26 protein-coding genes and 1 pseudogene are annotated in these 23828 nt (G+C 47.5%); 13 read left to right on the top strand and 14 right to left on the bottom strand.

From position 1 onward, the window contains the following. Positions 1-455: 455 nt before the first annotated feature. The 8 genes from Q0537_RS07815 to Q0537_RS07780 all read left to right on the top strand — a co-directional run bounded on the left by Q0537_RS07815 (position 456) and on the right by Q0537_RS07780 (position 6946). The gene (locus Q0537_RS07815) at positions 456-1670 is read left to right on the top strand and encodes a hypothetical protein (RefSeq protein WP_299226784.1); all 1215 of its coding nucleotides are present in this window, start codon (positions 456-458) and stop codon (positions 1668-1670) included. Continuing rightward, positions 1667-3589: a ribonuclease R family protein gene (locus tag Q0537_RS07810; protein WP_299226781.1), complete on the top strand. Its 1923-nt coding sequence runs from the start codon at positions 1667-1669 to the stop codon at positions 3587-3589. The genes Q0537_RS07815 and Q0537_RS07810 overlap by 4 nt, the downstream gene beginning before the upstream one ends. Continuing rightward, positions 3589-4593, top strand: coding sequence for a DNA polymerase III subunit delta (locus Q0537_RS07805; RefSeq protein WP_299226778.1), 1005 nt, complete (start codon positions 3589-3591; stop codon positions 4591-4593). Before Q0537_RS07810 ends, Q0537_RS07805 begins: the two co-directional genes overlap by 1 nt. Before the next feature lie 84 nt (positions 4594-4677). After that, positions 4678-5091, top strand: a complete 414-nt coding sequence (gene rpsF / locus Q0537_RS07800) for a 30S ribosomal protein S6 (protein WP_005873267.1) — start codon at positions 4678-4680, stop codon at positions 5089-5091. Positions 5092-5101: 10 nt separating this feature from the next. Then, positions 5102-5701 (top strand): single-stranded DNA-binding protein, encoded by a 600-nt coding sequence (locus Q0537_RS07795; RefSeq protein WP_177387886.1) that lies wholly within the window; start codon positions 5102-5104, stop codon positions 5699-5701. 13 nt (positions 5702-5714) lie between these two features. Next, the gene (gene rpsR / locus Q0537_RS07790) at positions 5715-5975 is read left to right on the top strand and encodes a 30S ribosomal protein S18 (RefSeq protein WP_295151385.1); all 261 of its coding nucleotides are present in this window, start codon (positions 5715-5717) and stop codon (positions 5973-5975) included. A gap of 122 nt (positions 5976-6097) precedes the next feature. Further along, complete coding sequence (locus tag Q0537_RS07785) at positions 6098-6370, top strand: hypothetical protein (protein ID WP_299226775.1); 273 nt, start codon at positions 6098-6100, stop codon at positions 6368-6370. 177 nt (positions 6371-6547) lie between these two features. Beyond that, positions 6548-6946 (top strand): hypothetical protein, encoded by a 399-nt coding sequence (locus tag Q0537_RS07780; RefSeq protein ID WP_299226773.1) that lies wholly within the window; start codon positions 6548-6550, stop codon positions 6944-6946. Between the two features lie 594 nt (positions 6947-7540). Here Q0537_RS07780 and Q0537_RS07775 read toward each other — a convergent pair. From Q0537_RS07775 to hemW, 6 genes and pseudogenes are all read right to left on the bottom strand, one after another. Next, positions 7541-7993 (bottom strand): hypothetical protein, encoded by a 453-nt coding sequence (locus tag Q0537_RS07775; RefSeq protein WP_299226770.1) that lies wholly within the window; start codon positions 7991-7993, stop codon positions 7541-7543. Between the two features lie 39 nt (positions 7994-8032). Further along, positions 8033-9070: a hypothetical protein gene (locus Q0537_RS07770; RefSeq protein ID WP_299226767.1), complete on the bottom strand. Its 1038-nt coding sequence runs from the start codon at positions 9068-9070 to the stop codon at positions 8033-8035. Further along, the gene (queA, locus tag Q0537_RS07765; RefSeq protein ID WP_299226764.1) at positions 9067-10086 is read right to left on the bottom strand and encodes a tRNA preQ1(34) S-adenosylmethionine ribosyltransferase-isomerase QueA; all 1020 of its coding nucleotides are present in this window, start codon (positions 10084-10086) and stop codon (positions 9067-9069) included. The genes Q0537_RS07770 and queA overlap by 4 nt, the downstream gene beginning before the upstream one ends. A 1-nt stretch (position 10087) precedes the next feature. Next, positions 10088-10843, bottom strand: a complete 756-nt coding sequence (gene tatC / locus Q0537_RS07760) for a twin-arginine translocase subunit TatC (protein ID WP_297926387.1) — start codon at positions 10841-10843, stop codon at positions 10088-10090. 468 nt (positions 10844-11311) lie between these two features. Beyond that, positions 11312-11581: pseudogene (gene tatB / locus Q0537_RS07755) on the bottom strand (Sec-independent protein translocase protein TatB); the annotation flags it as partial. Positions 11582-11638: 57 nt separating this feature from the next. Beyond that, positions 11639-12712 carry a radical SAM family heme chaperone HemW gene (hemW, locus tag Q0537_RS07750; RefSeq protein WP_299226760.1) on the bottom strand — a complete coding sequence of 358 codons (1074 nt, stop codon included), beginning with the start codon at positions 12710-12712 and terminating at the stop codon, positions 11639-11641. Positions 12713-12848: 136 nt separating this feature from the next. On the opposite strand from hemW, the gene Q0537_RS07745 reads away from it, so the two are divergent. The 5 genes from Q0537_RS07745 to folP are packed head-to-tail and all read left to right on the top strand — an operon-like array spanning position 12849 to position 16813. After that, positions 12849-13319 (top strand): RNA pyrophosphohydrolase, encoded by a 471-nt coding sequence (locus Q0537_RS07745; RefSeq protein ID WP_298978957.1) that lies wholly within the window; start codon positions 12849-12851, stop codon positions 13317-13319. Further along, positions 13319-14524 (top strand): aspartate kinase, encoded by a 1206-nt coding sequence (locus tag Q0537_RS07740; RefSeq protein WP_299226757.1) that lies wholly within the window; start codon positions 13319-13321, stop codon positions 14522-14524. Before Q0537_RS07745 ends, Q0537_RS07740 begins: the two co-directional genes overlap by 1 nt. Then, positions 14524-15057, top strand: a complete 534-nt coding sequence (locus Q0537_RS07735; protein ID WP_005873254.1) for a HobA family DNA replication regulator — start codon at positions 14524-14526, stop codon at positions 15055-15057. The genes Q0537_RS07740 and Q0537_RS07735 overlap by 1 nt, the downstream gene beginning before the upstream one ends. Continuing rightward, positions 15054-15674 (top strand): DNA polymerase III subunit delta', encoded by a 621-nt coding sequence (locus tag Q0537_RS07730; RefSeq protein ID WP_299226755.1) that lies wholly within the window; start codon positions 15054-15056, stop codon positions 15672-15674. The genes Q0537_RS07735 and Q0537_RS07730 overlap by 4 nt, the downstream gene beginning before the upstream one ends. Continuing rightward, positions 15671-16813 carry a dihydropteroate synthase gene (gene folP / locus Q0537_RS07725; protein ID WP_299226753.1) on the top strand — a complete coding sequence of 381 codons (1143 nt, stop codon included), beginning with the start codon at positions 15671-15673 and terminating at the stop codon, positions 16811-16813. Before Q0537_RS07730 ends, folP begins: the two co-directional genes overlap by 4 nt. 298 nt (positions 16814-17111) lie before the next feature. On the opposite strand, the gene Q0537_RS07720 is transcribed toward folP, so the two are convergent. The 8 genes from Q0537_RS07720 to Q0537_RS07685 all read right to left on the bottom strand — a co-directional run bounded on the left by Q0537_RS07720 (position 17112) and on the right by Q0537_RS07685 (position 23213). Continuing rightward, positions 17112-17480, bottom strand: a complete 369-nt coding sequence (locus Q0537_RS07720) for a hypothetical protein (protein WP_299226751.1) — start codon at positions 17478-17480, stop codon at positions 17112-17114. Continuing rightward, a complete protein-coding gene (locus Q0537_RS07715) occupies positions 17471-17875 on the bottom strand; it encodes a hypothetical protein (protein WP_299226746.1) in 405 nt (134 codons plus the stop codon). The genes Q0537_RS07720 and Q0537_RS07715 overlap by 10 nt, the downstream gene beginning before the upstream one ends. Positions 17876-18232: 357 nt before the next feature. Further along, positions 18233-19291: a hypothetical protein gene (locus Q0537_RS07710; RefSeq protein WP_299226743.1), complete on the bottom strand. Its 1059-nt coding sequence runs from the start codon at positions 19289-19291 to the stop codon at positions 18233-18235. Between the two features lie 87 nt (positions 19292-19378). After that, positions 19379-20776, bottom strand: a complete 1398-nt coding sequence (locus Q0537_RS07705; RefSeq protein ID WP_299226740.1) for a cytochrome C — start codon at positions 20774-20776, stop codon at positions 19379-19381. Positions 20777-21038: 262 nt separating this feature from the next. Then, entirely contained in the window at positions 21039-21605 is a 567-nt protein-coding gene (locus Q0537_RS07700) for an AAA family ATPase (protein WP_005873246.1), read from the bottom strand. 9 nt (positions 21606-21614) lie between these two features. Continuing rightward, positions 21615-22307 carry an LrgB family protein gene (locus Q0537_RS07695; protein WP_291937917.1) on the bottom strand — a complete coding sequence of 231 codons (693 nt, stop codon included), beginning with the start codon at positions 22305-22307 and terminating at the stop codon, positions 21615-21617. Further along, positions 22304-22762 (bottom strand): CidA/LrgA family protein, encoded by a 459-nt coding sequence (locus Q0537_RS07690; protein WP_081451750.1) that lies wholly within the window; start codon positions 22760-22762, stop codon positions 22304-22306. Before Q0537_RS07690 ends, Q0537_RS07695 begins: the two co-directional genes overlap by 4 nt. 199 nt (positions 22763-22961) lie before the next feature. Beyond that, positions 22962-23213, bottom strand: coding sequence for a hypothetical protein (locus tag Q0537_RS07685; protein WP_299226736.1), 252 nt, complete (start codon positions 23211-23213; stop codon positions 22962-22964). Positions 23214-23828: the final 615 nt, after the last annotated feature.

Below are 23828 nucleotides of genomic sequence, written 5' to 3'. Positions count from 1 at the left end.
ATAAAAATACATATGCAAATTTGTAAAGCCCAAAAAGCTTCTTTAGTAGCAATATTTTATTGCTCTATATCTTAGCTCGTCATTAAATTTCATATAAATTCATCTGCTTGAATTTATATGAAATCTTAAAAACTAGCTTGAGCATCTTAAAATTATTTTCGGTTTTTAAGTCTTTTTGGCTCTTCAAACTTCTGTTTTAATTGAGCTCTTTATAAACGGAATCTCGATGCATTTTATACGAAAGGGGATTAAAATTTTATAAAACAGCGGATGAAATTTTGGTTTTGCCGTCGCGACAAACGGGCGGTTTGATCCGCGATTTTCAGGAGCAAAAAGAGCGCTTTAAAAGCCCGCGAGGCGGAGCGAAATTTAGGCGTAACGGCGGCGTTTTGCTTTGCAATTTGAGTTAAAATTTGATATGATTGTGCGAAATTTATATTGAACGGCTTTTTAAAATGAATAAATTTATAACCCAAAAAATAGGCGCTCTTGCGGGCTTTAGCAATGAAATTTTAAAAATTTTAGCATCGTTTGACGCGGATGTTTCGGATGTCAGGCTCGCTTTGCAAATTTCAAAAAACACCCCCTTTGCGGATAAAATTTTAGATTTAGCCTTTTGCGGTTTGTCTAAATTTAGCGCCGAAGAGCTCGCGAGGCAAAATTTCGGTGCTGCAGATGAGCGGTGTGATCTTCAAGGCGCGGAGCCCATAGAGTGCGGCTTGCAAGACGCCGCGAGCGAGCAAAAAGGCGCAGACTTAGTAGGGCAGGGCGATAGTCTTAAATTTAATCATTCAAATGACGCAAGCGGCGCAAATTACAGCGACGAGAATTTTAAATTTAACCCCTCGCAAGCAGCAAGCGATACGCAGCAGCAAAATCAGCACGTCGCCGCGAGGGCTGATTGCACGCTAGGTTCAAGCATTTCCGCGCAAGCCGAACGAGCGCATGGGCGAGAGCCGATACAAAAGCAGGGGCGAGAGCAGCAGCAAAAACAGGGGCAAGAATGCGGGAGAGCGCAGGAACTGGGACAAGAGCAGGGCGCCGCGGCACTAAAGACGTTAAATTTACAGCGAGCGTTTGAGCTTTACGGGCGCGAGCAGATGCGGGCGTTTTTTCTATTCGCAGTATTCGACGAGATGCTAAAGCCGGATTTGCAGGCGTATCGCATCGATCGCGAAAAGCTCACGCAGGTCTCGCTACTGCGAAATCTGCTTATGTTTTCGTGGATCAAATCCTACCCGCAGATTGAGCAAAGTATCCTCTCAAGCGTGATTTTAGTGGAGTTTGGGCGAGTTTTTATCGATGAGCAGGTGTGCGCGGCAGGCAAGGCGGAGGAATTTTACCACGCCATCAAGGGCTCGATCTTTCCGCAGGATTTTACCGATGTGGAGATGGAATTTACCGGCACGAACCGCGAGAGCGTCTCGCACGCGCTATTTGTACATTTCGGGCTAGAGCAGATCGCGCAGGACGCGCTGTATTCAAACGCCCCCGACGACGCGCCTTTTAAGAACAAATCCCGCTACGCAATGCTAAAGATCGCCAAAACCGCGGTCAATATCTACCACCACTTCGACGAGCTTAGTATCGACAACGCTTTAAATTTACTAGTCGAGTTCGGCTTTGAGCAGGAGGCGTTTTTAGAGGCTAAAGGCGAAATTTCGATATGAAAGAGCTCCTGCGCGCCTTTAACTCGGGCGTATTTGAAAAGGATCTTAGCGGCGAGCAAAAGGAACTCGTGCGCAACCTCCTAAATATCGGTGCTATCAGCGCGCACAAAGGCAAGCTCTATCTAAACGACGGCTATGTTTTCGGCAGGCTCGACATCGCGCGCGACGGCACGGGCTATCTGCAAAGCTTCGACGACCGCTTCAAAGCAGATCTCATCATCGAAAACAGATATTTAAGCGGCGTGCATCTGGGCGATCTGATCCTAGCAAAAATTTTAAGCTCAAGAAAGTCCCGCCTGCACGCAAAGGTGCTGATGTGCGTCAAGCCCGCATTCTTAACAAGCGTGGTTTATACCAAAAGCTTTGGGCGCGAAATTTTAGGCGTGAACGTTAAAACCGGCCTCGCAAATCCGCTCAAAGCCACGCAAAAATCGCTCAAGCAGCTGCCCGCAAACACCCTTTTAAAGATCGATAATCTAACGAACGAAATTACCGAGGTGATCGGAAACCTAGCCGATCCCTTCGTCGATGAGAAAATTTCTTTAGCGATCTACGATAAAAACGATGAATTTAACGAAGCGTGCAAGCAGCAAGCCGCAAGCTTCGGCAGCGAAGTGGACGGCTCTTTGTATCCGCAGCGCGTGGATTTACAGCATCTGCCCTTTTGCACCATCGATCCTATCGACGCCAAGGACTTCGACGACGCGATCTATTTTGACGTAAAAGAGCGCACGCTTTACGTCGCGATCGCCGATGTGAGCGAATACGTAAGCGAATACTCTCCGATCGATAAGGAGGCGAAATTTCGTGGCTTTTCGATCTATTTCCCGCACAGATCCGTGCCGATGCTGCCGCGCGAGCTTAGCGAAAACATCTGCTCGCTGATGCCAGATCTTCCGAGGCTGGCCTTCGTTTTTAAAATCGCTTTGGATGAAAATTTAAACCCGCAAAAAGAGGAGCTTTTCGAAGCGATTATAAGATCAAAACGCCGCTATAATTACGACGAGGTCGATGAAATTTTACGCACCCGCAAGGCGGCCGAGCCTAAAATTTTAAGCTGGCTCTTGCCGCTTAATGAAATTTGCGAGCGACTGCGCCGCGCGAGGCTGAAGCGCGGATTTGATTTCCGCACCAAGGAGCTTCGCATCATGCTTGATGAGCGCGGCTTAATAAGCTCCACCCGCTTTGAGACCGACACTCCGTCGCACAAACTCATCGAGGATTGTATGCTGCTAGCCAATAAAGCCGCTGCGGCGCGCATCGAGCGGGGCGTTTTTAGAAATCACGGCTCGGCGGAGCTTAAAAAAATTTACGCGCTGCTTGACGATCTGGCGCTGTTCGGCATCGACGCGCCCTATCAGAACAACCTTGCTAAAATGATCGGCGAAATCCAAGCGCAAGCCGATACCATGGGTATCCGCGAAGAGGTCGATAAGCTCATCATCAAGGCTCAAAAGCGCGCCGAGTACGCATCTGAATCGCGCGGGCATTTTGGGCTCGGATTTGATAACTACACGCACTTTACAAGCCCGATCAGGCGCTATTCCGATCTCATTTTGCACCGCTTGCTAAAGGCGCAGATGAGGGGGGATGAGAAATTTTATAATTACCTGCTTTTAAACATCGATGCGACGTGCGTGCGGCTAAACGAGCTGGAGCGCGAGGCGGATAAGGTCGCGTTTGATTTTATGGACCGAAAATTTGCGCGCTGGGCAGCGGAAAACTTGGGCAAAAAATTTCGCTGCTACATCGACGAAAACGGAAATTCCGTCACCGCAAAGCTAGACGACAAGCTAAAGGGGGCTAAAATTTTGGTTTCAAATTTCGCCGGCGACATTTTAACGCCCGTGCTAGTCGAGCTTGCGGACGCAAACATCGCTAGCGGAGTGATTTTAGGCAGAGTGGTAAAGAAGATCTGATGTATAAGAGAGAATTTGACGGTCTTATAGCAAGCGGCAGGGTGCCGAATTTCGTGCTTTTGCGCGGCGGAGACGATTTTTCAAACGAGCTTTACGCGCAGCGCCTGAAGCAAATTTACGCCTCGGAAAATTTTTTGAGTTTGTATTTTTTGGAGTATGATTTTGAGCAGGCGCGAAGCTTCTTGGAGCCCTCGCTTTTCGGCGGCAGCAACACGCTTCACATCAAAACCGCCTCGCTCATCAAAAAAGAGGAGCTGCGAAGGCTCATCGCGCTGTGCAAGGCGGACGCGAATAACCATCTGATCTATGAGCTAAACGATAGCGAAATTTCTATAAGCGCGGATTTTATCAAAGAATTTGAACGAAACGAAGTGAGGTTTTTCAAACCCTCTGGCGTGAATGAAGCCATAGCGCTGCTTGCGCAAAAATGCGAGATGTGCGGGCTTTTTGCAAACACCGCCGCACTTAGCAGGATCTACGCCATCCACAACGAAAGCCTGAGCCTAAGCGCGAGCGAGATAGAAAAATTTGCAAGTCTGGGACTTGAGCTTAGCCTGCAAAACGTAAATTTAATGGTTTATGGCCTTAGCGAGGTGAGCTACGACGAGCTTTTTGATAAAATTTTCGGCCTTTGCGATTTTCGCGTAGATTTTTATAAAATGGCCCTGGGCGGCGGATACAACGAAATGGAGCTGATAAATTATTTCTACCGCTTGATTTATAGAATTTTTCGCCTGCACGCTTACGTAAAAATAAACGGCAGATTTGATTTTAAGGCGGTTTTAGGCTACCTGCCGCCCCCTTCCGTGGCCGCACAGATGCAGCGCTATGCCACCAGCTTTTCTACGCGGACGTTTTATAAAATTTTCGCTCACTTAAACGATTTGGAATTTGAACTCAAAAGCGAAAAGAATGCGGCGAAGGATGAGCTTTTGCTCGCGTCGTTTTTGAGGTTGCAGCGTATGCTGCTAAGTTCGCTCGGGCAAAAAGCAAATATTAAGTGAAATTTTAGTAATATCCTCTCGCATTTTTTGCAAAATCCTTGCCCGCAGACACCGTTTGCGAGCTAAAATCCATAAGGAGAATTTATGAGAAACTACGAGGTTTTATTCATCGTTAAGCCCACGCTTACCGACGATGAAGTTAAAACAAAAGTCGATTTCGTCAAAGAAATCATAACCAAAAACGGCGGAGAGATCGCTTCTGTAATCGAAATGGGCGCTAGAAAGCTTGCCTATAAGATCGATAAATATGAGCGCGGAGTTTATTTCGTAATCTATTTTAAAGCCGAGCCGAGCTTGATCTCCGAGCTTGTTAGAAATCTGCGTATCACCGAAGATATCATTAGATTTTTGACCGTTAAATATGAGACTAAGCGTGAAATTTCCGCTTGGGACAAGCTAAGCAAAGGTATCAAGCTAAGCCCTGCGAAAAAAGAGCGCGAGCCAAAAGCGCCGGTAGAGCCAAAAGAGCCCGAAGAAGCAGCCAAAGAGGGCGAATAAAGGATAAAATATGTTCAATAAAGTAGTTTTGGTAGGTAATTTAACCCGAGATATCGAGCTTAGATATCTGCAAACGGGTACCGCCGTAGGCAAAACCGGTATCGCCGTCACGCGCAGATACAATAGCTCAAACGGCGAGAAACGCGAAGAAACGTGCTTTATAGACATAGATTTTTTCGGTCGCACGGCCGAGATCGCAAACCAATACTTGCGAAAAGGCAGTAAAATTTTGATCGAAGGCCGCTTAAAGCTAGATCAGTGGCAAGATCAAAACGGACAGAACCGAAGTAAGCACTCCATTAGCGTAGATACGATGGAGATGCTAGGAAGCAATCAAGGTGGAAGCGGCGGCTATAATCAAGGCGGCAATTACGAGGGCGGCAATTATGGCGGAAGCTCCGGCGGCTACGGCGGAGGAAATTCTAACTATAGCGGCGGTAATTACGGCGGCGGAAATAGCTATGCTAACAGACAAAACTCAAATTCTAGAGGCGCAAAAAACGATTACAACGCGCCTAAACAAAAAGAACAGAGTTACGAAAGCACGATTCCGGAAGTCGACGTCGATGCCGATAAATACGATGACGGCAACGACACGATCCCATTTTAATTAAGGAAAAATCATGGCAGATAAGAGAAAATATACTAGAAAGTATTGCAAATTTACGGAAGCAAAGATCGAATTTATTGATTATAAGGACACGGCGCTGCTAAAGCACTGCCTAAGCGAGCGCTTTAAGATCATGCCGCGCCGCTTAACCGGCACCAGCAAAAAATACCAAGAGATGGTAGAAAAGGCTATCAAGCGCGCGCGCCAAGCAGCCCTTATACCTTACATCGTCGATCGTAAAGACGTGGTCGTAAATCCATTCGAAAATCTTTAAATTTTAGCGGTACAAAGCCGCTAAAATTCCCCCTATTTTAAACTCTAAATTTTAAAATTTAAGCCCGCTCTTATATATATATATATATATAATTCCACCTATATTTTTTCAAAGGAGAAATTATGGCAGAGAATGAACATCCGGATCATTTAATGTGCCCATTTTGTGGCAAAGGCGACATCAAATACGGAGCAATCGTATGCGGTGGGTGCCAGGCGGAGATCTCTTATAGCAGGCCCTGGTTAAAGACGCTTCTTATTTCTATACTTTGGCTGTTCTTTGGAGGGGCTTTTACCAAGGATAGCGGTACTCTATTTTATATCGTCTTGAGTATCGGCGTGTTAGGTATCATTGGATCTATTTTTATGGCGCGAGATCACAAGTCCACAATTTAATAGGATTATGAAGCACGTCAATTAGTCTATGTCGCCGTCCGCTGACAGATAAATTTTTGCAATTCTCTGATTAAATTTAAATTTGGGAGAATTACGCTACTTAAATTTTAAAAGATAGATTATGAATTTTCTCTAGGTTCCCTTGCTGGTAATGGCGTTTTTGACGGACTTGCAACCGTGGTTATCGTTTTTATTCCGGGCTTTATAGTGTTTTGCATTGCAAAGGCATTTTTAGAAGGCTTGACTTCTAGCGTAAATAATAGATTTATTGCGTCTGTCGTACCAATTGTGGGAGGTTTAGTTCTAGGGTATTTAGCGGGTGCTTCCGTATATGAAAGTGAGCAGGCAAAAGATGCTGAGCGCGAAGTGCAGAAGCAACAAAATATGACGCAGCAAGATAAAGTCTATTATATCCAGCGAAGTTTGATGTTTAGCGGCTACGGCGTGACGATCGACGGTAAATGGGGCAAAAAACTATACAAGCGTCACAGAAATATTCGGGCTCGTCCGCAACCTCGATCGATGAGCTTTATGAAGCGGTCAAGGCTAAAAAAGAGGGCAGAAGATAAAATTTAAATCGCGAACAAAGTTCGCCTGGCTAAATTTTAAAATTTGCTGGTTTGTTTATATCTATTATCGGGCGCGCCTTTAAATGCAACGTAGTGATTTCCAAAATTCTTTAGATTCGCTTGGAAGTTCAAATTTTAATATGATTTGAATGCTTTAAGGGCAGAAGGAAATCTGCTTGCATATGATGTCCAGAACTTAAATTTAGAGATTTTGCCTTAGAGAGTGTGGCGAATGACACTGCCGCCGAATGACTCTGGCTTAAATTTAATGGATTTCAGCTACAAGACACAGCGAAATTTACGTTACTTTGTGCCTTTTCTAAAAGCATAATGCCTCAGCACTCGAGCGAGCAAAATTTTATCTCGCATTGCTGCTCTTTGACCTAGAGTCACGCAGCACATTCTACGTCGCGAAAAACTAAAATTCTTATACCTCCGAAGCTCGCATCGTTTGTCAGAAAGCTCGTGCCTAAATCAAAATCATACCTCTTAAAACCTAGCTCACTAGCGTTTTAAATTTTGGATTGTAAATGAGATAAATACTGAGGCGGCAATCTTTAGTGGATGAAATTCTATACGTAAAAACCGAGGTTTGGATTTACTATGAAAGTTTCAATTTCTTAAACTCGCGGCTATATTTTCTTTGCGAAATCGCGTTAAATTTAAGGCTATCTATCCTGGAGAAATTAACGGCGTATTCCTTCAGGCAGGTAAGGATGAAAGAGAAGCGGTAATTGCCATTTTCGTAAAATATCTCGCTCGTTATTATTTCGCCGGGCGCCACGTTGCATCTTTGATCCGAGCTCATAACGCATTTTAGTTCATAATATCCATTTTGCAAATCTCCGATGTAAAATTTCAGATGCAACTTTTCATTAATTTGCTTTTTAGGTAGCAATAGCGCATCGTTGAAGCTTATACCCGCAAAAATTCTTTCTAGCGTATGCATATTTTTATGCAGCCCTGCTAAATACGCCTCGTATCGTTGCTCTCTTGAGGAATATTCGCTACCTTTTATATTGCCCTTGATCCAATCTGGGTCGAAATATAGCACTTCAATCTCTTCGGTTTTAAATTTATCGCTGCCTGTTCGCTACAGCCCCAAGAAATTCTCATCGTTTTTGATCTTTTCGATGAGATCAAGCGTGGCGTAAAACTCGTCGTAGAAATATGGCATCTCGAGTTTGAAAAATTTAAAGCTTAGCCCCTCCAGCACCTTGAGCGAGTGTTTGTTTTTGAGTAAAAATATGAAAAATACTCCGTCTTTTTCCAACGCGTTGAGGTAGTTTATTTCGCTTATATTGGCGCGCAGGATCTCGGCGTCGAGGATGACGACGTCGGCTACGTAGATGAAGTCGTTTAGGTGCCTCTTTGCGCTCTCCCAGTTGGAGTTTGGCATCACGTCGCAGCCAAGCCCGCTCAAAAAATCTCTCAGCTCCTCAAAGATCGCGCGGTTTTTATGCGTGATTATGACGTTGTAGTCGTATTTTTTGGCGCTAAAACTTTGCTGTGCGAAGCAGCTAAGTACCGCATCCATTTTGATAAAGGTTCCGCGCCCGTCAGCTCCAATGCTGGGATGCGAACCGAGTGCACGCAAATGGGTCTGCGCCGAAGTAAGATACTCATCATCCGTGCTAGCAGCGCTTTCTAGCGCACTTTTAAGTGCATAGGTGCGCGGATCCTTTAGCTCGCGATCGATGCCTACGCGAACGTCGAGCTTGATAGAGCTCATATTCGCTCTAAGTTCCTTGCTACTAAATTCCACGCTTACGCGGATTGGTTCAGCGATATTTTGCAGGAAAAACTCGCACGCGTCAAAGACTGCGCTAGTGAGATTTAGCACCTCGCCGCCGTAGATACGCGGCAGCTGCGGTGGGAAGCTAAGATAGAGCGTGCTATCGTATTTCGTGCACTCCTCAAATAAAATTTCGCTTTGAAATTTTAAAATTTTTAAAATATCGATCTGCGCGATATCCTCACGTCTGGGCACGACGGAATCGCTTTCTTTGGCTTTAGGCGCAGCGGAGAAAATTTTGCCGCTTACGGCGGGCTTTTTAGCAAAAAATTTTCTTGCCGCAAACCACGCGATCGCTGCCAGCAGTGCCAGCGCGCCTAAAATCACGATTTTCATAGCACAAGCATCCCATCGCCATAGGAGTAGAAGCGGTATCTTTGCTCCACTGCGATGCGGTAGAGCTCAAGCGTGCGCTCAAGGCCGATGAAGCTCGCCACGAGCATTATCAGCGTGGATTTGGGCAGGTGAAAGTTCGTAAGCAAAAAATTCTGTCTTATCGGCGGATTGCCCGGGTGCAAAAACAGCTCGCAGATCCCGCTGCTTTGCCCGTTGCGCGCAAAATTTTCGATCGTTCTCGTCACCGTCGTACCCACGCCTAAAATTTTTCGCTCGCTTTTTAGGATTTGCGCGGTCTGCGGCGGGATGGAGTAGAGCTCGCCGTGCATCTTGTGATCGCGCAGATCCGCTACTTCCACGGGCTTGAAGGTGCCTGCGCCCACGTGTAGCGTGATAAAATAAATTTCGTGGTTTTTGCGCAGATCGTTTAGCATCGCATCGTTAAAATGAAGGCTCGCGGTAGGTGCGGCGACGGCGCCTTGCTCGCGCGCGAAGATGCTTTGATACCAGCTCTCGTCCTGCTTGGTATCGGCGCGCTTGATATACGGTGGCAGCGGCACATGGCCGATACGTTCGCAAATTTCAAAAACATCATGGGTGTTTAAAGCTTTACCGCCGTGCTCAAACTTCACGATGCGAAGCCCGCCTTCCATCAGCTCGCAAACGCGCGCTTCAAGACCGCTTTGAAATTTTAATTCGCTGCCAGCTTTGACGCTGCCGCGAATATAGGCGCTAAATTTATTGCCCTCAAGTGGCGAGTTTAGCAGAAGCTCGATCTTGCCGCCGCTGTTTTTATGACCGAAAAGGCGCGCCTTAATCACCCGCGTGTCGTTAAAAATAATATCACAAGGCGGCAGGGCGTCCGCCAGATCGCCGAAGTGCGCGTGAGTGATCTGCTCTTTGGCGCGGTCGTAGATTAGCAGGCGCGCGCTTTGTTTGGGCATCACTGGCGCGCTTGCGATGAGCTCGCTAGGAAGCTCGTAATCGTAGCTGCCAACTAAATTTAGATCCGCCATCTCACGCCTGCGCTACGTCCGTGGAATTTTCGCTTTCGTCATCCTCCTGCTTATACGGATTTATCATTTTGGCGATGAAGATTGAAAGCAGATAAAGCGCAATTAGCGGAGTTGCGAGCATAAACTGACTAAGCACGTCCGGCGGCGTCATCACCGCTGCAAAGATGAAAATAATGACGATTGCGTAGCGGAAAAAATCGCTCAGGCTTTTGTTCGTCACAAGCCCGATCTTGGCGAGGAAAAAGGTTACTACAGGAAGCTCGAAGCTGATGCCGAATGCGACGACGAGCTTAGCAAAAAAGCCTACATATTCGCCTATTGTAGGCATCGCAGTAAATTGCTTGGCGCCAAAATTTACCAAGAAATTAAACGCGACGGGGATTACGAAAAAATAGCAAAACGCCGCGCCTAAAAAGAACATAATGCTCGCGCCACTAACGAAAGGGATGACATATTTTTTCTCGTTGTCGTAAAGTCCAGGTGCTACGAAAAGCCACACCTGCCAGAAAATTATCGGCATCGCTAGAAGCAGCGAGGTGAAAAACGACACCTTCATCGCAGTAAAAAACGTCTCGCCAAGCTGGGTAAAGATGATCTCGCTGCCCTTAGGAAGTACGCGCACTAGCGGGCGGGTCATAAAGCCTAAAATATCTTCCCAAAAGCCGAAGCACGCGATGAAAAGGACGATGACGGACAGAACGCAGATAACTAGGCGCTTGCGAAGCTCGGCTAGATGGGGTTTTAGCTCTTCAAACATTAAATTTCTCTCTCATTATGATTTTTGCGTATCGTTATTTTGCACGGAATTTTGCGTAGAATTTCGCGCATCGCCGTTTAAATTTGCATTCAAATTTTGCGCGGCGCCTTTCGCTTCGCCGCTTGCTTTCGTATTTTGTGCGGAATTTCCTGCACTGTTGCCCGTGCTCGGCATGGAATTTTTGCCTTTGTTTCCAGCGCCAGAATTCGCGCTTTTGCTTTCAGCGCCGGAATTCATTGCGCTGCCGGCGGAGCCTTGCGTAGAGTTTACGGTGCCGCCCGAACTTTGCGCGGAATTTTCGCCGCTCGAATTTGCTTTTAAATTTGCCGTCCCATTTTGTTTTTGTGCCGAGACTTTCGCGGAGTTTAGCACGTCTTTGGCGGCGTCCGAGCTAAGCGTTTCTTTAAGCGAGCTTTCCGCGTCTTTTAGCCCCGCATTTAGCGTCTCTTTGACCGAGTCGATACCGCCTTTGATCTCGTCGAGCTCCTCAAACGTGAGCTTTTTGCGCACACCCTCGCTTGCTTGCGTGATGCTCTCTTTATATTTTTTGGCGTCCTCTTTGAGCTCGGCGATGCGAAGCTCCTGATCGAAGCTCGATTTTGCGTCGTTGATGGTTTTTTTGATGACTTTGAAGTATTTCGCGAGCTCGACCAGCACTTTCGGGAGCTTTTCGGGCCCAAGCACGATTATCGCGATGATTAAAATGACCGTAATTTCAGGCATACTGATACCAAACATAAAATTTCCTAACGTAAAAAGTGGCGTATTTTAACTAAAATTTCATTAATCTTAAATTTAGCGCCCGCTTTGGCTGCTTTGCGTGATAAAAAGCGCAATCTCGTCGGCGAGCAAAAAGTTAGGATTATAAAATTTGCCCTCGCTGAATTTCAGCTTTTTTGCCTGCACGAGCAGTCGCGCGTTGCTTAGCTCCGTAGCGTCTAAAATTTGCGCTTCCACGCCCAAAATACAGCGCAGCCCAAGAAATATGCGCTCGAGCTTTTTATCCTGCGCGCTTAGAACTTCGCGCTGTTTTTGCAGCGGATCTGCGATGTAATCTCGCAAATTTTTAGGCGAACTAAGGCGTACCTGCCCGCTTGTGCCCACGGCAAACGCTCCAAGCCCGGCGTAATCCTCGCCGCGCCAGTAGGCGAGATTGTGCTTACAGCGCAGTCCGCGCGCGGCAAAATTTGAAATTTCATACTGACTAAAGCCGCTATCCGCCGCAAGGGCAAAGAGAAATTTAGCTAGAGCCGCGCTTTCCTTTTTAAAGCTTTCGCGCCCGAAAAAGGGCGTGTTCTCCTCAAGGCTCAGTGCATAGGCGCTTAGATGCGGCACTTCGCAGCGCGCAAGCTCATCCATTTCAAATTTTAAATTCCTCTTATCGTCAAATTTGCTCGCGTAGATTATATCTAAGTTTATATTATCAAAGCCCGCTGTTTTGGCATTTTGCACCGCAAGAAAAATCTGCGCCGCACTGTGCGCGCGACCGAGGAACTTTAGTTTGGCGTCGTTGAAGCTCTGCGCGCCGAAGCTGATGCGATTTACGCCGAGCTTTCGCATCGCCCTAAGCCAAGCGGGGCTGGCGGAGTTTGGATTGGCTTCTGAGCTGATTTCGGCTCGGGCGGCAAAATGCGGCGCGAGCAGCGCAAAAATTTCATTATAAAGTCCCGCATCCACGGCGCTTGGCGTGCCTCCGCCGATAAAAAGCGTCGAAATCTGCGCGTGCGGATTTTTCGCCAAAAAGTCGCGCACCTCAAACTCTAGCGCGCGAAAGTAGTTTTTTGCGAGGCTAAACTTATCGATGAAGGAGCCAAAGGCGCAATACGGGCATTTGGAGGTGCAAAACGGCACGTGGATGTAGATGTGCAAGGGCGGTCCTATGGGCTAAATTTACGTCGCAAAATTTAGCGAATTAATTTGAAAATTTATATAAATTTTAAGCCTCTTAACGCAAATTTTAATATTTTTAGGTAGAATTTTGAGAAATTTTTTGTGAGAAAACGAGATGGAAAAAGAGAAAAATTACAGACCGAATGTCGCTGCAGTCGTACTTTCGCCCTCGTATCCGTTTAATTGCGAAATTTTAATCGCGCAACGAAGCGACATCAAAGGCGCTTGGCAGTTTCCTCAAGGCGGTATCGACGATGGTGAGACGCCTAAGATGGCGATCCGCAGAGAGCTGGGTGAGGAGATCGGAACAAGCAAAGTCGATATCATCGCTGAGTGCCCGAAGTGGCTCAGCTACGACTTTCCCGATGGAGTAGCTCAAAAGATGCGCCCATACGACGGGCAAATTCAAAGATATTTTTTGGTGCGATTGCGAAGCTTAGCCGATATAAACATCAATACTAAACTTCCGGAGTTCGACGCATTTAAATTCGTAGGCGCGAATGAGGTTTTAAGGCACGTAAATCACTTCAAAAAGCCGATTTACGCGACGGTTTTAAAATATTTTAAGGAGGAGGGTTACATTTAATGCTGATCGTTCAAAAATACGGCGGTACGAGCGTCGGTACGCTAGAGCGGATCGAGGCGGTCGCGCAGCGCGTGATAAAGACTAAAAACGAAGGACACGATGTCGCGGTAATCGTCTCTGCGATGAGCGGCGTTACCAATCAGCTTATCGAGCAGGCGGAATTTTTTACTAAAACTCCCATAGGCAGAGAGATGGATGTGCTGTTAAGCTCGGGCGAGCGCGTCACGAGCGCACTTTTAGCTATCGCGCTAAATGCCAAGGGTCATCCTGCGATCGCATTTAGCGGGCGAGGCGCGGGCATCGTGACGGATAATTTTCACACCAAAGCTCGCATCGTCTCTATCGATCCAAAAAGTATGCAAGAGGCGTTAAAGCAGGGCAAAATCGTCGTCGTCGCGGGCTTTCAGGGCATTAGCACCGCAGGCGAAGTAACTACGCTCGGGCGAGGCGGAAGCGATCTTAGCGCAGTCGCCGTCGCAGGAGCGCTGAATGCCGATCTGTGCGAAATTTACACCGACGTGGACGGCGTATATACGACCGATCCGCGCATCGAGCCAAAAGCCAAGAAGCTTGATCGTATCAGCTACGACGAGATGCTTGAGCTTGCGAGCTTGGGAGCGAAGGTTTTGCAAAATCGAAGCGTAGAGCTTGCGAAGAAATTAAACGTAAATTTGGTGACGCGAAGCAGTTTTAACGATCATGAAGGAACACTCATAACAGGAGAAGAAAAGATGGAAGATGCGGTAATTAGCGGCATTGCACTGGATAAAAATCAAGCAAGAATTACGATTAGAAACGTAGAGGATCGCCCCGGCGTCGCGGCTGAAATTTTCTCCGCGCTTGCAAGTAGGGAGATCAACGTCGATATGATCGTGCAAAATATCGGACGAAACGGCGAGACGAATTTGGGCTTTACCGTGCCGCAAAACGAGCTAGAGACGGCCTATAGGGTAATGAAAGAGGTAAATCCAAATCCGAATTCCATCATCGAATCGGATGCCGACATCGTAAAGGTTTCTTTGGTAGGCGTTGGTATGAAAAGCCACAGCGGCATAGCCAGCAAGGCGTTTAAGACGCTTGCGGATGAAGGGATAAATATCCAGATGATCTCCACGAGCGAGATCAAAATTTCGATGATCGTAGAGGCTAAATACGGCGAGCTCGCCGTGCGCGCGCTGCACAAAGCCTACGATTTGGATAAATAATGCAGGATCTGCACACTTGGAGCGTTACGGCGATGCGCTCCGAGCCCGGACTTGAATGGCTTGAGGATCGCAAGGAGGACTGGACGCCGCTTTTAGCTTCAAAGCTAAAATTCCTCCACGACGGCTTTGCTTTCATCGTCATCTGCGACGATGAGCGAAGCTGGTTTAGCGAATATATCATCAAAAAGATCAACTCCTCTACCAACTCACGCCCACTGCTGCCGTTTTTTTCGCTACGCTCGCTTTACCGCGGCGGCGTAAATAGCCTAGAGGACGCGCTGCTGCTAAACGATATGCTAAGTCTCGCGTTTGCCAACGGCTTTATATATTTTTACATCGGCAACGGCAACCATCCGTTAGCCAAAATCGCCAAAAGCCACGAGGACAGCTATCTGTGGCTCATCGACGAGAGGCTGCAAAACAGCTTCTACATGAGCGAGAGCGATCCGAGCTTGGATCTCAAACTGATCCAACTTTTTAAAATTTTAGACAAAAGCATCGACGCCGTGCTTTTTGACGAAGTGGTGCTTTGAAAATCATAAATCAGATCGTTTTGACGAGCGATTATGAGGGCTTTAAAGATAAAATTTTAGCCGAAATTTCGCGCAAAAATTTAAGGTTTTTCGAAAGCGTCGAGCTTAAGATCGACGAGGCACGAAAGATCATAGACGAAGCTTACGTCGCCGAGCGCGAGGATAAGATCATCGTCATCGCCGCTACGAAATTCGGTGAGGAGGCGCAAAACGCCCTGCTTAAAATTTTAGAGGAGCCGCCTAAAAATACGGTGTTTTTCCTGATCACTCCTTTCATCAACGCCCTGCTGCCTACCATCCGCTCGCGCCTAGTGGTGCAAAATCTCTGCGTACGAAAGCCCAGATACCGCACTGGACTAAACTTAACCAGGCTCAGCCTAAAGGAAGCGGTGGAGTTTATCGACGCGCAGATTGCGCTGGAGCGTAAGGGCGAGCTGGATAAAACGGCGCTAAAAGCACTCATCGGCGAGATCGCGCTAGAGTGCTTCGAAGCAGGCGTTAGGCTAAGCGGCGATGAGCTGCAGCGAATAGATCGCTTAAGCTACCTCGCTGAGCACAACGCTAAAGCCCATGCCGTGCTTACTCCGTTACTGTTGATGATCGAGGAGAAAAGATGAAAATTTATAAAATTTCAAACGAAGCCGATTTTGCGCTGATTTGCGAGCGCATCGGCGTGCGAAATGCGGGACGAGCGATAATGCAGAAAAAATCGCGTCTAAACTTTTTCTATCTAAAAGATCTGCGAGCGCCCGCGGCGAATATTTTAAAACAAGATGCCCTTAGTATCGGCGCCGAGCTTGCGTGCAACGAAGGAGTGATCCTAGGACGCGACGATACGGACGCGGTTTTGATCGCAAACGATCGCCAGATCGAGGTTTTGGCGCAAAAGGAAGCACTGCAGGATTTCGGGCTAAAAGAGGTCGCGAAATTTCTAGGCAAGAAATTTGCTAAGCCGCAAAGCTGCGAAATAATGGGCGTCGTCAATATCAACTCCGATAGCTTCAACCCCGCAAGCCGCGCGGCAAACCTAAAAGAGGCGACCAATAAGATCGAAAAGATGATTGAGCAAGGCGCCGCTATCATCGATATCGGCGGCGTGAGCTCACGCCCGGGCAGCCGATACTGCGGCAGGAATGAGGAGTTTGCGCGCATAAAGGACGTGCTGAGCGAAATTTACCGCCTAGGCCTGCATGAAAAGGCTAAATTTAGCCTCGATAGCTTCGATGAGTATTGTTTGGAATTTGCGCTAGATCGGGGCTTTAGTATCATCAACGACATCAGCGCAAACCTCGCTCTTGCCCCGCTTGCGCTTCGCTACGACGCCGCTTACGTGCTGATGCACATGCAAGGAAATCCGCAAAATATGCAGCTTGCGCCCAAATACGACGATCTGATGGGCGAGATCGATGAGTTTTTTGCGCAGAATTTGCAGCAGCTGCAAAGCGCGGGGCTTAAAAAGATCATCCTTGACGTGGGCATCGGCTTTGGCAAGACCGCCGAGCAAAATTTGGTGCTGATTAAAAATTTGCAGCATTTCTTACACTTCGGCTGCCCGCTGCTCGTGGGCGCGAGCAGAAAGAGCGTTATCGATTTTTACAGCCCCTCTGCGGTCGCGGACAGGCTCGCAGGCTCGCTGTATCTGCATCAGATCGCCGCTTTAAACGGCGCTGCGATCATCCGCACGCACGACGTTTTCGAACACGTTCAAATGCTGCGGCTAATGCGCGCGATGGATGCCGCTGCGGTAAAATTTTAAAATTTTGTGGAATTTTCGTGAAATTTCATATTTTTCACTAAATTTTTACAAATCCGCCTTATGCGGAATTCTAAAATTCCTCAAGGAAATATTTTAATTCTTTTAAAATTTTGCGAAAGAGCTTTTGCGGAATTTTATCCACATTTTATTTTGTGCCTAAGCTTTCGTGCGCTTGCTCGTCGAAACTTATAAAAATTTATAAAATTTCGCTTGATTTATGAGGCGCGTCAAAACAGCGAAGTAAAGAGGGATAAATTCTGGCGACGATTTGCACGGATTATTTGCTGCGCGAGTCGAATTATTTCATTTTTGGGCGAAACGAGCGCTTTACGTCAAAGCCCTTGCTAGCGATTTTTATATCATTTGGTATCGTGCCTGCCGGAGCGGAGGCGTCCTTTTTGGCGGATAAAAACTCGACTAGGCTTTGCCAGACAAAGTCGGCATCCAGATAAAACCCCATCGCGTTAAGCTGTGGATTTATCGCCGCGGTGTGAATGTTCTGTGTGAGCTTAAAAAATACGATTGGGGCGCTCAAAATTTCATCTTTGCTTATAATTTTATCGTCGCGAACAATATTTTTTAGTGTCGTTTTGCGGTCACCCTCTAGCGCCACGAGCTGCAGAATCTCCTCGCGCGTAGCCCGCTCGCCGACCTTGCCTAGCCACACGAGACGATATGGGCGCGAAATCCATCGCTAAAGCTCAAAGTTCTGTCCTTCTGATACTGTCTTCTTAGCTCCGTCTCGTCAAACTCTAGGCTCGTGTAAATTTGACCCTGAGAGGCGAAAATATGGACTAAATTTTTGCCGATGAAAATCACGGAGTGAAGCAGGCGCGGCAGCTTATTTACGTCCGTTTTGCTCCAGTTTATAAATTTACCGCCGATAAAGCGGTACCCGCTAAGCTTCCTTTCAAAGACCTTTTTATCGCCCTCGTCAAGCCTCCATAGCTCGTCCGCATCGACTAGAGTAGAGTTTCTGCGGTCATAAACCAAAGTCTCGTCAAGCCCGTATTTTGACACCATAAAATCGTAATTATCTTTAAATTTCGAGATAATTTTCATGTTCGTCCTTTAAAATTTTATCTTTCAAAAGCTCCTGAATCGGCGTGCTTTGCACTGAAACCGAAGCAAAATTTTATCATCGTAAATTCGCACTGCGAACCTCGCAAATTTTACTGCTAAATCGTCAAAATTTATATTGCAAGCTCACGGCTCGCTCAATTTTACAACGTGTCGACGAAATGGTAAAACCGAACGAAAAGCGTGCGGCGCGGCAAATTTTAAATTTATTTTACGCGGCGGCATAGAGTTTTAAAATTTATTTTCCGCGATGGCACAAAATTTCAAATTCATCTGCCGCAAAACAGAGGCCGCTACCGCTTAAGTTGCAAATTTTAGTAGCGGTAAAAGCCAAAGTCGCTACCGCTTAAAGTCGTGAATTTCGATATTTGCGTCATATTTTTTGCAAAGCTCGCTTATCTTTTCTTTAAGCCTTTCCTCGTCATAGCAGATGAGATCGATGTATGCGTGCCTCTGCCCCGTGGCGCCGCCGATTATCTCTAGAAATGAGCTGCAGCTTTTTAGCTCCTCGTCCTCGATCTTGTTTCGCAGATCAAAGCCCGCCTGCATGTCGCCGCCGTTACCTACGCTAAGAAAGCAAAATTTGATGCCGAGCTCGAAGGCTTCGTTATAGATGTCGCGCTTGCCGCCTAGGTACTCGCCTATGAGATTTCGCAGGCAGGTGGTGCCCACGATCACGTCCTCGCGCACCTCGCTACCGCGCGGCTGCATCTCGTAGCTGAAAAAATTCTTTAGCGGCTCGCGCGCGGCTTTTTCGCCGAATTTTTCATCGATCAGATCGGCAAACTCACTTAGCGGCACGCCGTTTTCCTGCGGCTTATCAAGCACTTCAAGCATGCCCAAAGTGTTAATGACTGCCGTCTCGCCGATAATGTTATCAAGTAGGATGAAGCTCAGATTGCCCGCCTTGCCCTCGTCCTGCGCGAGCAGAGCCGCTAGGTTTTCGTTGTAAATTTTAATATCCACGTCGCTTTCGTTAAACTGCGCGTAGATCATCGACTCCTCGGCGCTTACGCGCGTGCCGTACATCTCAAGTCCGCCGATGCCTCGCGGCGCACGCGGCTTTCCGAGCGTACAGCGCATTTTGGATTCGAGCTGCTTGGGCATAGCGTTTTTGATAAAGCTTAGCCAAAATAATCGGTGTCTCATGCCCTCGGGAGTTAGCACCAGATCAAGCTTATCGCCCACGAGCCCCGTCATAAAATAAGGCTCGGCAAGGCAGATACGAAACTTCTCGTCGGTCTTTCGCATCGCCTTTTCAAACTCCTCCGCCGCCAGATCAGCCTTGATCTCATCTATCGCGCCGCTAAATTCCGCCCAAAATTTATCCACTCTGCCCGCGAACGTGCTCAGCTCCTGCGCTTTCTCAGCTTTTTTACCAAAACCGAATAGCCCCATATTTTCTCCTTAAATAAAAATTTTACTCGCATTATAGCTTAATTTTTTGCGCGGGCTCGGGGCGCAAATTTTAAAACCCCCGCGCCCTCACATGCACTGAAAGCAGCCGCCCAAAATCTCGCATTTTTCGCAGATTTGCACGTATATGACACCTTCGCCCTGCACCAGCTCGCCGAATGGGATCTGCGCTAGATGCTTCATCGTCCCGCCGCAGCTAGGGCAGGCTAGATACTCGGCGTCCTGCACCCACTGCGGATAGCCGCCAACCGTCGTATCAAGCTCGCTAAAGCAGCCGTAAAAGGGCGATACTTCGCCGCCTAGCTTAAATTTCATACCGCTCAGTCGCGCAAAATCTTGCTGCGAAAAGTAACTTTTCTCCATCCCTTCGCCCTCGCATTGCATCTGCAGCTCGCCGTCCGCGCCGCGTTTACAAAAGTACATTACCGAGCCGACGCAGGTCGGGCAGCAGCGAAAGATCGCATCGTGCTTTAAATTTAGAAATGCAAGCCGCGGCTCATCGGCCTTAAGACGGAGCATATCGAGCATCTCGCAGCCGCAAAACTCGCACTTTTGCCCCGTAGGCCTGCCGATACGTACGGGCTCGTCGGCATTTTGGTTTGCGCCTTCGCAAGCGTCCTTTGCATTTTCGCTTAAATTTAAACCGCTGCTAGCATCTTTTTGCGCGTCTGATTTTAAATTTACGCGCTCGTTCCGCAAGCTCGCGTCCGCGCCTTCGTTTATGCCCGTGCGAGCACGCTGCGTGTCCGCGTGCAAATTTGAAATTTTATCCGCGCCGTTTTGCGCGTTTTGTTCGGAATTTGCGCTGCCCGCGCTGCCTTTGAAATTTGAAATTTCGCTCGCGCTTTCATCTCTGCGTTCGCGCGCGCGCTCGCCGTTTTTCTCCGCGCCGTCTCTCGCGCGCACCGCTACAAGGCATTTATCAAAAACGAACGATTTTCGCTCGCCCGCCTCGTCAAAGCTCCAGCCGCCGATTTGAGCGTAAATTTCGGTGCCTGCGTAGAGCTTTTGGCGCCACGGCCTCGGGTTTTGATACAGCTCATAAAAAAGCCGCGTCGTCTGCTCGTCGCCCTGCCACGCAAGCGCGCACAGTAGGTCGTTTAGAGTGTTTTTGGCATTGTCTTGTAGCGAGGCGAGCTTGTGGACGAGTGCGTCTCTTACGTCCTTAGGCGCGCCGAAGTAAAGCTCCGGCGGGCAGTATATCTCCGCCGCCGCGGCGGCTCGCGCGATCTTTGGATCATGGATGCCCAGCAGGCTAAAAAGCGCCCAAAAATCGTTGTAAATCTCCTGCCGCTTTTCGATCTCGTCGATTCGGTCCGCGATTTTTAGGATCATCGCCTCCACTTCGTTCGCGCTTAGGTTTAAAATCTCCTCTCGCCTCTGCTTTTGGCGGCACGAGTGGCAGATGCCGTCAAAATAGATCGTATTTTTGCCGCATTTTGGGCATAGATGGGCTTTGCTTTGCATTTTATCTTCTTAAATTTGGATTTAAATTTCGTCAAATTTTAGCTAAATTTTACTGTTTTGTGGCGATAAAGCGCGGTTTAGAATTTAATGTCGCAGTGAACGAGAGACTTTATAATACACCTAAAATGCGTTATTTACAAATGGAATTCAAGCTGAAAGAGATTTGAATTTTAAATTACAATAGAAGTAGGGTGGGTTTGCGAGATCAAGCGGAATTCATCTTCGAAAAGACAAATTCCACTTTTGTGCTCTTAGGCGCAAATCACTTTTCAATGTGATGTTTGACCAGATACTCGATGATATTTACCGCATTATCTATGCCGCAATACGACGTATCGATGCAGATATTGTAGTTTGCGGACGCGCCCCAGACTTGGTTGGTGTAGTATTGATGAAAGCTCATCCTGCCCGCGTCGCTATTTTCCATATACTCGCGCGCGTCGGTATGGCCCTCTTTTTCTAATCTGGCGAGCTTAAACTCATCGCTCGCGCGTAAAAATACCGTCAGCAGATCCGGATGTCCGCGCAAGAAAAATCCGGCGCAGCGCCCAAGCACTATAACGTTGCCGCCCGAGACGATCTTTTCGTAGATTGCTACGATGCGATCGCGCTTTTGCTCATTGGCTAGCTCGTTGTGCGATATTGCCTGAAGTAGCGTATTTACGGGCATTTCGTTGTAGAACTCATACATCTGCTCGAAGCAGCCAAGCTCGTCTGCTTTGCGGAGCAAATCCGCCTTGGCTAGATAGGTGTAGCCTAAGCGCTCGGCTAGTTTGCGCGCGGTTTCGCGCCCGCCTGCGCCAGTTTGTCTAGCGATCGAGATTATCATGTTTTCTCCTTAGATAAAATGTGCAAAAATACCGGCACCGATGACGGTAAGAAGTCCCGTAACTGCCATCGCTAAAGACGCCATTGCGCCCTCTATGTCACCGATCTCAAGAGCGCGCGCCGTTCCCATCGCGTGGCTCGCGCAGCCTAGGGCGATACCTTTTGCCATCGCCTTTTTTATGCCAAAAATTTTAAGTAGTGCCTCGCCAAATACGCTACCGATGATGCCCGTAGCGATGATGCAGGCCACCGTTAGTGTCACGATGCCGCCTAAGCTTTCGCTGATACCCATACCGATTGGCGCCGTGACGGATTTTGGTAGTAGCGTGACATACATTGTGTGATTTAGCCCAAATATTACCGACATCGCGTAGATGCTGCCTAGCCCTGCGATCATACCCGAAATCAATCCTGCAAAAATAGCTAAAAAATTACTTCGCAAAAGCGCCAGCTGCTCGTACAGCGGCACGGCTAGACAGACGGTAATCGGCGTTAAGAAAAAGCTAATGTGCGAGGCGCTTGCGTTAAATTTCTCGTATGGAATTTTAAAGAGTAAAAGCACGCAGACGGTAAGCACGATACCGATTAGAAGCGGATTGAAAATCGTTAACTTAAAGCGCTTTTTTAGATAAAGCCCCAGCTCAAACGAGCCTAGGCACAAAAACACGCCGAAAAAAGCGGAGTTCATTAAAATTTCTCTCATTTTTTGTCGTCTCCGGATAAAATTTCGCGCTCCAGCTTCGCATCCACGCCCTTTGTATTCACGCCGTCTTGTTCGTGCGCGGCTGCGTAGAGTCTGCGCTTAACGCGGGCGAGGGCGATTTTATAAAAGATCTGCGTTACCGCGCCGCTTGCACCGATGACTACTACTGTAGAGACTGCCGTAATCGCGATGATTGCGAAAAGATGCTGGCGTAGCGCGTCGCCTGCGATGATGATCGCAGCACCCGCCGGGATGAAGATCACAGGCATAATCTGCATAAAAAACGACACGGTTTCTCTGATCTGCGATACTTTGATGAGTTTGAAGATCAGGGCTAAAAGCATAATGACTAGCCCGTAGATGCTAGCGGGGATCGGCACAGGCACGAGCGCCGCCAAAATCTCCGCAACAAAAGATATCCCTAAAATCACGCTGAATTGGATTAAGTAGTTCAAAGCTTACCTCGGATTAAAATTTAGCGCTAAATTTAGCACTTTGCAGTTAAAATAGATATTAATCTTGCGGATTTTGGGCGAAATTTTGCGGCAAAATTTACTTAAGTAAGCTCTGTAGCTAGGCTGTAGGTAGAATTTTGCGATTTATCATAGCGCTAAATTTAGCCTTGCGGCACGGGTAAAATCTGGCGATGACTACTCAATCAAGCGTCTCACCTAGCTCGATTTTAACGCCGAGAGCCTTGCAGACGAGATCGAAAATTTGAATATCGACATTGGGCGCGTATTCGTCCAAAACCGTGTAAACTTCGGCGCGCATATCCTCGTCGTGGCCCGGGTGCGAGCGCGAATACAGCTCGTCCGTGCGCTGCACGAGCGTGAGATTGTCGATATCTCGCTCGCGCATCGCCTGCTTGAGCCGCTTTGAAATTTGCCATTTGAAACTTTGCATTTTCGCTCCTTTAAATTTTATTTCAGCGTTTAAAACCAAAGCCTGGATTTTGCACTATGGTGGTAAACTTGCCTGCGAGCTTCGGCGGCGGCAAATTTTTTCTCAAGCTTCGATAGCAATAAATCTTATCTTTGAGTTTCGATGACGCTAAATCTTGCTCGTAAGCTTTAATGAATTTATCGCGTCCGAGTTTTGGTGCGCTAGGTTTTGGCCAATCGGGCTTTCGCGCGCCGAGCTCAGTCCGCGTAATTTTATTAAATTTTACGTGAAATTTCATTAAATTTAGTGCAAAATCAATATAGAAATTACATAAAATTTCGTTAAATTCTACGCAAAGCTTTACGCAAAAATTTGGCGCAAAACTTGTACGAGTTTGGCATTTGAAATCTCTCACTTAAAATCTTACTCGCTAAATTTCATACAAAAATCGCGCTTGAAATTTAAGCCGAGCCGTTCTTGCGCCTTGTCATGAAATTTAAAATTTCATACGCTCGCCCGTCGTGAAATTTCACGCCCGCATGTGTAGTTTACGCAGGCGCAAGTTAAATTTACAGCATCGTGATTAATTGCGCTTCGTGTATTAGCCCTGCGCTGATTGATCGCCGCAAGATTAAA

It is taken from the genome of uncultured Campylobacter sp. (assembly GCF_938017775.1).
Lineage (GTDB): Bacteria > Campylobacterota > Campylobacteria > Campylobacterales > Campylobacteraceae > Campylobacter_B.
The sequence above is the reverse complement of the archived record's forward strand: the minus strand, read 5'-3'. Positions and strand labels throughout refer to the sequence as shown.

Coding starts and splice junctions, on each gene's coding strand:
- Q0537_RS07815 (WP_299226784.1), top strand. CDS start 456: ATGAATAAATTTATAACCCAAAAAATAGGCGCTCTTGCGGGCTTTAGC.
- Q0537_RS07810 (WP_299226781.1), top strand. CDS start 1,667: ATGAAAGAGCTCCTGCGCGCCTTTAACTCGGGCGTATTTGAAAAGGAT.
- Q0537_RS07805 (WP_299226778.1), top strand. CDS start 3,589: ATGTATAAGAGAGAATTTGACGGTCTTATAGCAAGCGGCAGGGTGCCG.
- rpsF (WP_005873267.1), top strand. CDS start 4,678: ATGAGAAACTACGAGGTTTTATTCATCGTTAAGCCCACGCTTACCGAC.
- Q0537_RS07795 (WP_177387886.1), top strand. CDS start 5,102: ATGTTCAATAAAGTAGTTTTGGTAGGTAATTTAACCCGAGATATCGAG.
- rpsR (WP_295151385.1), top strand. CDS start 5,715: ATGGCAGATAAGAGAAAATATACTAGAAAGTATTGCAAATTTACGGAA.
- Q0537_RS07785 (WP_299226775.1), top strand. CDS start 6,098: ATGGCAGAGAATGAACATCCGGATCATTTAATGTGCCCATTTTGTGGC.
- Q0537_RS07770 (WP_299226767.1), bottom strand. CDS start 9,070: ATGAAAATCGTGATTTTAGGCGCGCTGGCACTGCTGGCAGCGATCGCG.
- queA (WP_299226764.1), bottom strand. CDS start 10,086: ATGGCGGATCTAAATTTAGTTGGCAGCTACGATTACGAGCTTCCTAGC.
- tatC (WP_297926387.1), bottom strand. CDS start 10,843: ATGTTTGAAGAGCTAAAACCCCATCTAGCCGAGCTTCGCAAGCGCCTA.
- Q0537_RS07745 (WP_298978957.1), top strand. CDS start 12,849: ATGGAAAAAGAGAAAAATTACAGACCGAATGTCGCTGCAGTCGTACTT.
- Q0537_RS07740 (WP_299226757.1), top strand. CDS start 13,319: ATGCTGATCGTTCAAAAATACGGCGGTACGAGCGTCGGTACGCTAGAG.
- Q0537_RS07735 (WP_005873254.1), top strand. CDS start 14,524: ATGCAGGATCTGCACACTTGGAGCGTTACGGCGATGCGCTCCGAGCCC.
- folP (WP_299226753.1), top strand. CDS start 15,671: ATGAAAATTTATAAAATTTCAAACGAAGCCGATTTTGCGCTGATTTGC.
- Q0537_RS07715 (WP_299226746.1), bottom strand. CDS start 17,875: ATGAAAATTATCTCGAAATTTAAAGATAATTACGATTTTATGGTGTCA.
- Q0537_RS07710 (WP_299226743.1), bottom strand. CDS start 19,291: ATGGGGCTATTCGGTTTTGGTAAAAAAGCTGAGAAAGCGCAGGAGCTG.
- Q0537_RS07705 (WP_299226740.1), bottom strand. CDS start 20,776: ATGCAAAGCAAAGCCCATCTATGCCCAAAATGCGGCAAAAATACGATC.
- Q0537_RS07700 (WP_005873246.1), bottom strand. CDS start 21,605: ATGATAATCTCGATCGCTAGACAAACTGGCGCAGGCGGGCGCGAAACC.
- Q0537_RS07695 (WP_291937917.1), bottom strand. CDS start 22,307: ATGAGAGAAATTTTAATGAACTCCGCTTTTTTCGGCGTGTTTTTGTGC.
- Q0537_RS07685 (WP_299226736.1), bottom strand. CDS start 23,213: ATGCAAAGTTTCAAATGGCAAATTTCAAAGCGGCTCAAGCAGGCGATG.